6 protein-coding genes and 1 pseudogene are annotated in these 7,678 nt (G+C 63.3%); 1 reads left to right on the top strand and 6 read right to left on the bottom strand.

Annotated features, from left to right (window positions below; translation table 11 throughout):
* Positions 1–117: 117 nt before the first annotated feature.
* Positions 118–393 (top strand): annotated as a pseudogene (locus PKKP23_RS31715) (integrase core domain-containing protein); the annotation flags it as partial.
* A 180-nt stretch (positions 394–573) separates the two neighbouring features.
* On the opposite strand, the gene PKKP23_RS31710 reads toward PKKP23_RS31715, so the two are convergent.
* The 6 genes from PKKP23_RS31710 to PKKP23_RS31685 are packed head-to-tail and all read right to left on the bottom strand — an operon-like array spanning position 574 to position 7,510.
* Positions 574–1,983, bottom strand: a complete 1,410-nt coding sequence (locus PKKP23_RS31710; RefSeq protein ID WP_126879832.1) for an amidase — start codon at positions 1,981–1,983, stop codon at positions 574–576.
* An 8-nt stretch (positions 1,984–1,991) separates the two neighbouring features.
* Positions 1,992–3,320: an aspartate aminotransferase family protein gene (locus tag PKKP23_RS31705; RefSeq protein ID WP_126879831.1), complete on the bottom strand. Its 1,329-nt coding sequence runs from the start codon at positions 3,318–3,320 to the stop codon at positions 1,992–1,994.
* Positions 3,301–4,446 (bottom strand): aminotransferase class III-fold pyridoxal phosphate-dependent enzyme, encoded by a 1,146-nt coding sequence (locus PKKP23_RS31700; RefSeq protein WP_161978181.1) that lies wholly within the window; start codon positions 4,444–4,446, stop codon positions 3,301–3,303. The genes PKKP23_RS31705 and PKKP23_RS31700 overlap by 20 nt, the downstream gene beginning before the upstream one ends.
* Positions 4,447–4,456: 10 nt before the next feature.
* Positions 4,457–5,341 carry a TauD/TfdA family dioxygenase gene (locus tag PKKP23_RS31695; protein ID WP_126879829.1) on the bottom strand — a complete coding sequence of 295 codons (885 nt, stop codon included), beginning with the start codon at positions 5,339–5,341 and terminating at the stop codon, positions 4,457–4,459.
* Positions 5,313–6,899, bottom strand: coding sequence for an AMP-binding protein (locus tag PKKP23_RS31690; protein ID WP_205703027.1), 1,587 nt, complete (start codon positions 6,897–6,899; stop codon positions 5,313–5,315). The genes PKKP23_RS31695 and PKKP23_RS31690 overlap by 29 nt, the downstream gene beginning before the upstream one ends.
* Positions 6,896–7,510, bottom strand: a complete 615-nt coding sequence (locus PKKP23_RS31685; RefSeq protein ID WP_126879828.1) for a thermostable hemolysin — start codon at positions 7,508–7,510, stop codon at positions 6,896–6,898. The genes PKKP23_RS31690 and PKKP23_RS31685 overlap by 4 nt, the downstream gene beginning before the upstream one ends.
* Positions 7,511–7,678: the final 168 nt, after the last annotated feature.

Here is a 7,678-nt window from a genome sequence, read left to right as displayed (position 1 = left end):
TCGAAGTGACGGCGCACCTGGTGAGTGCATCGCTCGTCGCCCGGTTATCTGATATACCCATCCTGCAATTCGACCCACGCAACACCTCCCCGATTAAAGGCGTTGCGACGACCGGTTGAATCCGCCCAATGCACCTCGCTTGCCTTCGGCCGGCGCTGCCGCGAAGCGGGAGTACGCCCCTCGATGGGCACAGTGGGCGATTGCTTCGACAACGCCATGTGCGAAAGCTTCTTCGCCACGCTGGAATGCGAACTACTGGCCCGCTCGCGCTTCGAATCACACGGGCAAGCTCGACGTGAGTTGTTCGCCTTCATCGAGGGCTGGTATAACCTCGGCCGCCGACACAGCGCGATCGGCTACCACGCCCCGCTCCGCTACGAAGCGATGCATCAACAAAAAATCCTCGCTGCTGGCGAGTTGCCCACCGCCGGCCGGCGTCGTGGTCGTGATAGGCGACCCGCCGACCGACCGTGGACAACTCGCGCAAGCGCCCAACCTGGAGGAAATCTGCCGACACAAAATTCAACCGCCTAACCGTCCACGGAAACGGGTCACCCCCACAGCGCGTTCTATTCAGGATCGCTGGACCGGATGCCACGCCGGCAGGAGTCTTTCCAGCTGAGCGGCGACTGCCAGCAGTTGGTGTTCATCCCAATGGCGGCCGACTAACTGGAGGCCAATTGGCAGGCGGGTCTGCGGGCAGCGGCCGACGGGTATCACCACCGCTGGCGAACCGGTGAGGCTGAAGGGAAATACATAGCGATAAGCGGCCGGTTCGCGTAGCGATTCTCCATGTCGGAAGGCGACATCCGGGTAGACGGGGCTGATCAGCACATCGATGTCGCGGAACAGCGCGGCCAGTTGGTGGCGCACCGTATCGCGCATGACCAACGCACTGCGCAGTTCGTCAACGCTCATTTCCAGCTCGGTGCTCCAGGACAGCATCTGTGCAATGGGCGCCGAGAACGATTGCTTGTTCATGCGCTGGAACAGCTTCTGCCAGTTGCGGCCGCCGTCACCGCCCAGCACCAACACGTTCCACAGCACTTCGCAGGCCTCGTCCATCATCGGCGGCGTTGTCTCTTCGACGGACGCCACGGCACCGTCCAGCAAGGCCGCGGCCTGCTGCTGCAGTGTGCAGGTGGCCGCAGAAGGCCGGGCGGGGCCGGTGCTCTCCTGCCAGATACCGATTCGCAACGAAGCCAGCTCTTGTGTGCGGTAGTCACGGAATGGCGCCGGGACTGTGTCGGGGTCGTAGCCGTCCGGGCCGCTGATCAGCTCGCCCAGCAGCGCCACGTCATCCACGCAGCGGCCCATCACGCCGAACGATGAGGTGAGATGGAACAAGCCGGAGCGGTCGTGCGGGAACTGGCCGGTCAACGGCGCGCGCCATTGCGTGAGCTTCAGGCCGCACACGCCGTTGAAGTGAGCGGGCACGCGAACGCTGCCGCAGGCGTCTGAGGCCAGCCCGCCAGGGCTCATGCCGGATGCGATGGCGGCAGCCTCGCCACCGCTGCTGCCGCCGGCCGAGCGATCGGGATGGTTCGGATTGAGCGTACGGCCATAGAGCAAGTTGTCGGTTTCGAAAGCCATGCACATCTCCGGCACGTTGCTCAGCCCCAATGCAATGGCGCCGGCGTCGAAGAGCCGCTGGGCGACCGTCGCGCTGGTTTCGCTGGGCTTGCCGTGCAGTTCACGTACGCCACGGCTCGGGTGGAAGCCGCGGACATGGCAGGCATCCTTGAAGCTCAGTGGTACTCCGTGCAGGGGCCTCTGCAACTGCCCGCGCCGTAACGCGGCGTCGGCGGCATCAGCTTCTGCAAGCACACGCTCGGGCGCCGCCTGTTCGATGATGGCATTCAGCTCCGGATTACGCCGCGCGATGCGCGCCAGGTAGTGTTCGGCCAGCACGCGGCTGGTCAGGTGGCCGCGCCGTTGCAGGCGGACCATCTCTCTCAGGGGCAGGGCGTCGATATTGCTCATGGGAGTCCTCACAGCTTGCGCAGCAGCGCGTTGGGGAGCCGATACATGGAGCGCGTCACCCGGCGCATCACCGCGATCTTCCAGGCAGGCATGGCGGCCACGGCTTCCAGCGCCTCGCGGCTGCGGCCAAGCACGTCGTCAATCGTCCCGGCGCTCACGGTCAGTGGCGGGTAGTAGCGCAGTACCGGGCGCTCCGCTCGCTCGTTCATCGAGTGGCCGGTGTGTACATTACGTTTGCCCAGCTCCATCGAGAGCAGCGACTCATACACGGCGCCCTTCAGCCGCAGTCCCGTCATCAAGCCGATACCGGGCACGTCCTCGATGATGTCGGGAAAGCGTCTTGCCAGCGCCATCAGGCCCTGGCGCAACTGCTGGCCGCGCTCGACGGAGGCTAGCAGCAGCCCTTCTTCTTCGATGACATCAAGGGCTGCCAGGGCTGCCGCACACGCGAAGGGGTGGCCCCCGCAACTGCCGCGATCATCCTGTGGCGCGGGCAGCCGCTCCAGCGTCTGCTGGCGGTACATCACACACGCGATGGATGCATATCCGCCGGTCAGCCCCTTGGACAAAATCAGGATGTCGGGCTCGATGCCCGCGTATTCCACCGCGAACATCTTGCCGCAGCGGCCGAAAGCGGTCTGGATTTCGTCTGCGACGAGCAGCGTGCCGGTGCGGTCGCACAACGCGCGGATGTCTTGCAGGTAGCCCAGCGGCGGCATGCGCAGGTGGGCGCCGCCCAGTATCGGCTCCAGGTACACGGCGCAGGCACCGTCGCCAATGGCCTCACGCATGGCCGCCATGTCGCCATAGGGCACGATGACCACGTCGGTGGCCAGCTTGCCGAAACTGGCTTCGTGCTGCCGCTGACCGAGAATGCTCATCGCGGCCAGCGTTTTGCCGTGGTAGGCCCCCGCGGTAATGACAATGCGGCAGCGTGGCGCGTTGGCGGCAAGGACGTAGCGTAGTGAGTGTTCCACCGCCTCGGCACCGGACAACATGTAATGGACGTCGCCCCACTGGCCGGGTGCCAGGGCTTTCAGGCGCTCCGTCAGCGCTTGCTGTGTGGGGTGGATGGTGCCATGCGCGAGCGAGGCCATCTGGGCCAGTTGGGCATCGACGCGACGCCGCACGGTGGGATGGCGATGGCCAACAATGAACACACCGTAGCTGCACGCGAAATCGAGGTAGCGGCGGCCAGCATGGTCGCGCACTTCACAGTCGGAGGCTTCCGCCTCGACCTGGCTACCGGCAATCCGGTACAGCTTGGCGGCCGATGCGCCCCAGTGTTTTTCACAGGTGTCCAGCAGTTGCCGGCGATCAATTGTTGTGGTCGTCATTGAGTGCTTTCCTGATAACAACGAGGGCTTCGTCAAGCGCTTGCGTGCGGGTGGCGGCCAACGGGCGCAAGGTCAGCGTCCTGCCGCGCGGCGGCCGCACCAGCACGCCATCTGCCAGCAGGCGTTCCGGCAGGCTGGATGCGTCCACTTTGTCCGGCACGCGCAGGTTGACGATGCCGCCAATCACGCTGCAGACGTGCTCCGGCAGCATGTCGGCGACGTGTTTGCCGAGCGCTTCAAACCGGCTGGGTGTGTTGTTCCGCATTGCGTAGTCCAGTGCGGCGAGGGCGGCGGTGCAGGAGAGCGGGTTGCCGCCCGTGGTGCTGCCGTGCTTGGCGGGCGAACTGCAGCCGTACACCCTGTAAGCGCGCTCGGCCGAGGTGAGGTAGCACCCTATGGGTACCGCGCCGCCGCCGAGCGCACCACCCAGCACCAGAATGTCGGGGTCGACCCCGGCCAGTTCGTGGCCGAACATCACGCCCGTGGTGCCAAGGCAAACCTCGCTTGCCTGGCAGACCAGCGGCACCTTCGCGGCACGGGCCAGGCTGGCAATTTCACGCAGACGTTCGGCCGCGAGCGGCACGAGCGAACCATCGTCGTGACGGACCAGTGGCGAGTAGCACAGCGCATAGCACTGGGCCAGATCGCTGGCCGATGGCAGTGGGCCGTGGTGCTCGACCGTCAGTGTTTCCAGGCCCAGGAAGCTGCGCAGTTCACCATAGCTTTCCGGCTTTTCCAGGCAGCGGCCGAAACTCAGCGAGCCGAATTCGCTGCCACGCACGTGGGCGAGACGCTGCAGTCTGGGCTGCACACCCTTGCAGAGCTTGAGCGCGCCTTCGAAGGCCTCGTCGCCAGAGCTGCACACGTAAGCGTTGGACAGTGTGGGCGGCAGCATGCCGGCCAGCTCCCGGCATAGCCGCAGCAGCGGTTCGGACATCATCACCCGGTTAGACAGGCCCATGATAGCGGCCTGTGCACGCACCTTGTCGATGACGTCAGGAAGGCTGAAGCCCAAGTGGCCGCTGGCCAGGTCGACGATACGGCGGCCGTCGACGTCGATCAAGGTTTCGCCTTCCCCGCTCAAGATGGGCCGAGCCAGGGCAGGCAGGGCATCGCGTGCGGTCATGGTGCCCTCCTCACAGGTAGCTGAGCGCATTGAAGATCTTGCGCCGGGTGTCAACGATGGCGCGCCGGCCATGCATGACACGGCGGTTGTCGATCATCACGAAGTCGTTGTCGTTCCAGTCGACGGGGATGGTGTTGGCGTCGGTCACGCGAATCACCTCTTCCATCATTGCTGTCGGAATCGGTTCACCGCTGGCCGCGATCGTGATGCGCGGCTTCTCGTAGTTGTACGAGGGGCCGAGAATGCTGTTGGCAAAGGCCGGTCGGCGGCCGATGGCCGAGCACAATACCGCCGACACCGTGAAGTCGTAGCCGATGGATTCATCGGCTGGGTTGTAGGTGATCTGGGTATTCGGGTCTTTGCCGATGATGCGCTGCAGATCCTCGAACTTCACCTGTTCAGGATTGTTGATCGTCGGGGTGTAGTGCACCACCAGCCGTTTCCACTTGGCCGCCTGCACATTGCGCGAATAGCGGATCTCGTTCTGCACGAAGAAGTCGCGGGTGCTGTCGGAGAACCGCTCCAGCACGGCCACGCCGTCACAGACGGTAGTTTGCGAGCCCTTGCGCGGCGCCTCCTTGCAATAGAACCAGGTCAGGTCCGGCCAGAACGGCGAGTTGCCGTTCTCGCAGTGCAGGCCAACCGCGTCGGTTCCGGCATCGACCAGTTGGGCGGCGCCGCCTTCCATGGTGCGTGCCGGGTCCAGGCTGAGCCGCGAACTGTGGCGTTTGACGAAGCTGCAGAAGTCGTCGACGGTATCCGCGCCGTGGCGGAATAGCAGCACACCAGTCTGCGCCAGTTCGGAAAGCAGCTCCTCCGTCCGGAGTTCACGCAGGTCTTCAGCACAGATGCGTTTGATGGTGGTCTCAGACTGCAACAAGACGGCCGTATTCATGGTTATGTTCCTCGTTGATGGAAAAGATGTCCCGGCGAGCGGCGTATGCCTGCGCAATGTCGCCGCGCTGCGGGCGGCCGGTGACGGTGTAAAGGCGGGTGAGCAGCTCGTTGCCGCGCGGCAGCAGCCACAACCTGGCGGGGCGCTCGATGTCGGACAGGTTGTCCGCCATCCAGCCGAGCCAAGGGGCGGTGTCGGAGACTTCTCCGGTGTGCAGCAAGGCGACAAGGCCATCTTCGTTGTCGAGAAAGACGACTGCGTCATGGATGCCGTCCAGTTGGCGCAGCTCCAGTTCCACTTGCTCCGGGCTGACGTTGCGGCCGTTAGGCAGGCAAATCACGTTCTTCTTGCGCCCGCTGATAAACAGGTAGCCATCCTCGTCCAGGTTGCCCAGATCGCCGGTGTCGAGCCAGCCATCGGCCGTATGCGCGCAAGCGCTCGGGTCTTCGCCGGAGTAGTGACTGAACTGCGAAGCGCTGCGGATCTGGATGCCACCGTCGTCCGCAATACGTAACTGGACGTGGGGTAGTGGGCGGCCCACGCTACCGTGGCGATTGGCGGCGCGGGTGTTCACGCTGACCACCGAGGCGTTCTCGCTCAGACCGTAGCCCTGGAAAATCTCAACGCCCAGCGCCGCCAGCCGGGCCAGCACTTCGGCACTGACGGCGGCACCGCCACACGTAACGTGAGGGGCATCATCGGCGCGGAGATAGTTGGCCAGCTCTGCCTCGCCCTGTTCCAGCCTCGTCAGCAGGCGGTTGACTACCATTGGAGGCACGGTGCAGGCGCCAGGGCGCACGTTCATCAGCCAGTCGATCATCCGGTCGGCGCTGCCGCCGGGCTCACCCAGCAGCGGTACGGTTTCCGGCAAGAAGTGGACCGTACCGCCCGACAGCAACGGCATGTAGAGCGCGGTAATCTGCTCGAGCAGGAGGCTCAGCGGCACCAGCGACAAATAGCGGTGATGACACCCGGCCGGCAGGGCTTCATGAAGACTCCTCAGCGTGGCGGCCAGGGCGTTCTCGCTCAGACAGACGCCCTTCGGGCGGCTTGTGGTGCCAGACGTGTGGATGATCTTGCAGATCCAGCTACCGTCCGGCGCGAGTTGCGGCGATGCCGGCATCGCGCCGGGCGCTGGCGCCATCTGGTCTACCCTGAGTTTGCGTGCCGCAGAAGTTTGCAGCCCCCAACGTTGTTCCAGAGTGGCTTCGCCAGCTTCATCGACCAGGAAGAAATCGCACTTGGCGGCCAAATGTTCTGCCTGGGCGCGAGTGAAGGCTTGCGGTAGCGGCAAGCTGGTGAGATTGGAGAACAGGCAGGCGAGATCGGCGATCAGCCAGTTGATGCTGTTGCGGATGACGATGCCAACCACAGGGCGTGGTGCGACGAAGTCGGATCGCAGTTCGGCTTGCAGGTAGTCCGCCAGCACGTGCGCGGCATTTGCGAGCTGGCCCCGGCTAAGGACGCGCCGAACGCCACCATCGGCATCGTGGTCGATACAGGCAATCTGCTCCGGATTGCCCAGAAATTGGTGGCATAGCTGATGGCTCAGGCTCACGATACGGCCTCCAGTTGGGCCGCCTGCTTGCTCCGGATGAAGTCCATGGAGGTCGTCAGCCGCTGGAACAGCTCGCGGTGGTTGGCGACGTGGATCAGCCCGGTGGTGGGGTTGTTGGCGTAGTAGCTTCCCCACGCGCGTCCGCCGCCGTCTACCTTGGACGGATCGGCTTCGCACACTGGTTCAAAGCGAATGTCGCAGGCGTTCAGCAGCCCCGCGACCTTGGGCGTGATGGTGCACAGCAGGGCCTTGGCACCCATGCACCAGGCGAGCAGTGGCACAAGTTTGATGACACTGAGCGATGCGTTCTTGTCGACGGAAATCAGGTTCCCGACTTCCGCAATTTCGTTTCTTCCATATTTGCATCGCCATATCTCTTGAATGGCAGATTCAATGGGCCTGTCTAGATATTGCTCGGAAAACAGTTTTCCGTTTTCGGCGAATGTAATTCCTGCGCAAGCCAGAATATTCTGATCGCCTTCTACCGCGACGACGAAATTCTCCGGGTTGGGTTCGATTTGCGCCTCGTAAGCGCTGCGGTACTTCTTCTGTACGGCGATGACCGCAAGATTCCATAACGCAGTCCCCTGTTTGACAACTCGAATATTCATCGCATCACCTCATAGGTTTGTCGGCATTCAACATAGCCATAATGGGCGGTGGATTGTGGTGCTGCGCCGAATAAAATTGATTCGCGGATTTAAATAATAGAATCGGCATGTTACAGAACGCATTTATCTGTTATGAATTTAATTCAATCCATGGATTTGCAAAATGAT

The sequence above is a fragment of the Paraburkholderia kururiensis JCM 10599 = LMG 19447 genome (assembly GCF_003986935.1).
Classification (GTDB): Bacteria; Pseudomonadota; Gammaproteobacteria; order Burkholderiales; family Burkholderiaceae; genus Paraburkholderia; species Paraburkholderia kururiensis.
Note: the sequence above shows the minus strand (reverse complement) of the source record. Positions and strands in the feature narration are given on the sequence as shown.

What these genes read in the sequence shown, in the direction of transcription:
- PKKP23_RS31710 (WP_126879832.1), bottom strand. Translation starts at nt 1,983, where the DNA reads ATGAGCAATATCGACGCCCTGCCCCTGAGAGAGATGGTCCGCCTGCAA.
- PKKP23_RS31705 (WP_126879831.1), bottom strand. Translation starts at nt 3,320, where the DNA reads ATGACGACCACAACAATTGATCGCCGGCAACTGCTGGACACCTGTGAA.
- PKKP23_RS31700 (WP_161978181.1), bottom strand. Translation starts at nt 4,446, where the DNA reads ATGACCGCACGCGATGCCCTGCCTGCCCTGGCTCGGCCCATCTTGAGC.
- PKKP23_RS31695 (WP_126879829.1), bottom strand. Translation starts at nt 5,341, where the DNA reads ATGAATACGGCCGTCTTGTTGCAGTCTGAGACCACCATCAAACGCATC.
- PKKP23_RS31685 (WP_126879828.1), bottom strand. Translation starts at nt 7,510, where the DNA reads ATGAATATTCGAGTTGTCAAACAGGGGACTGCGTTATGGAATCTTGCG.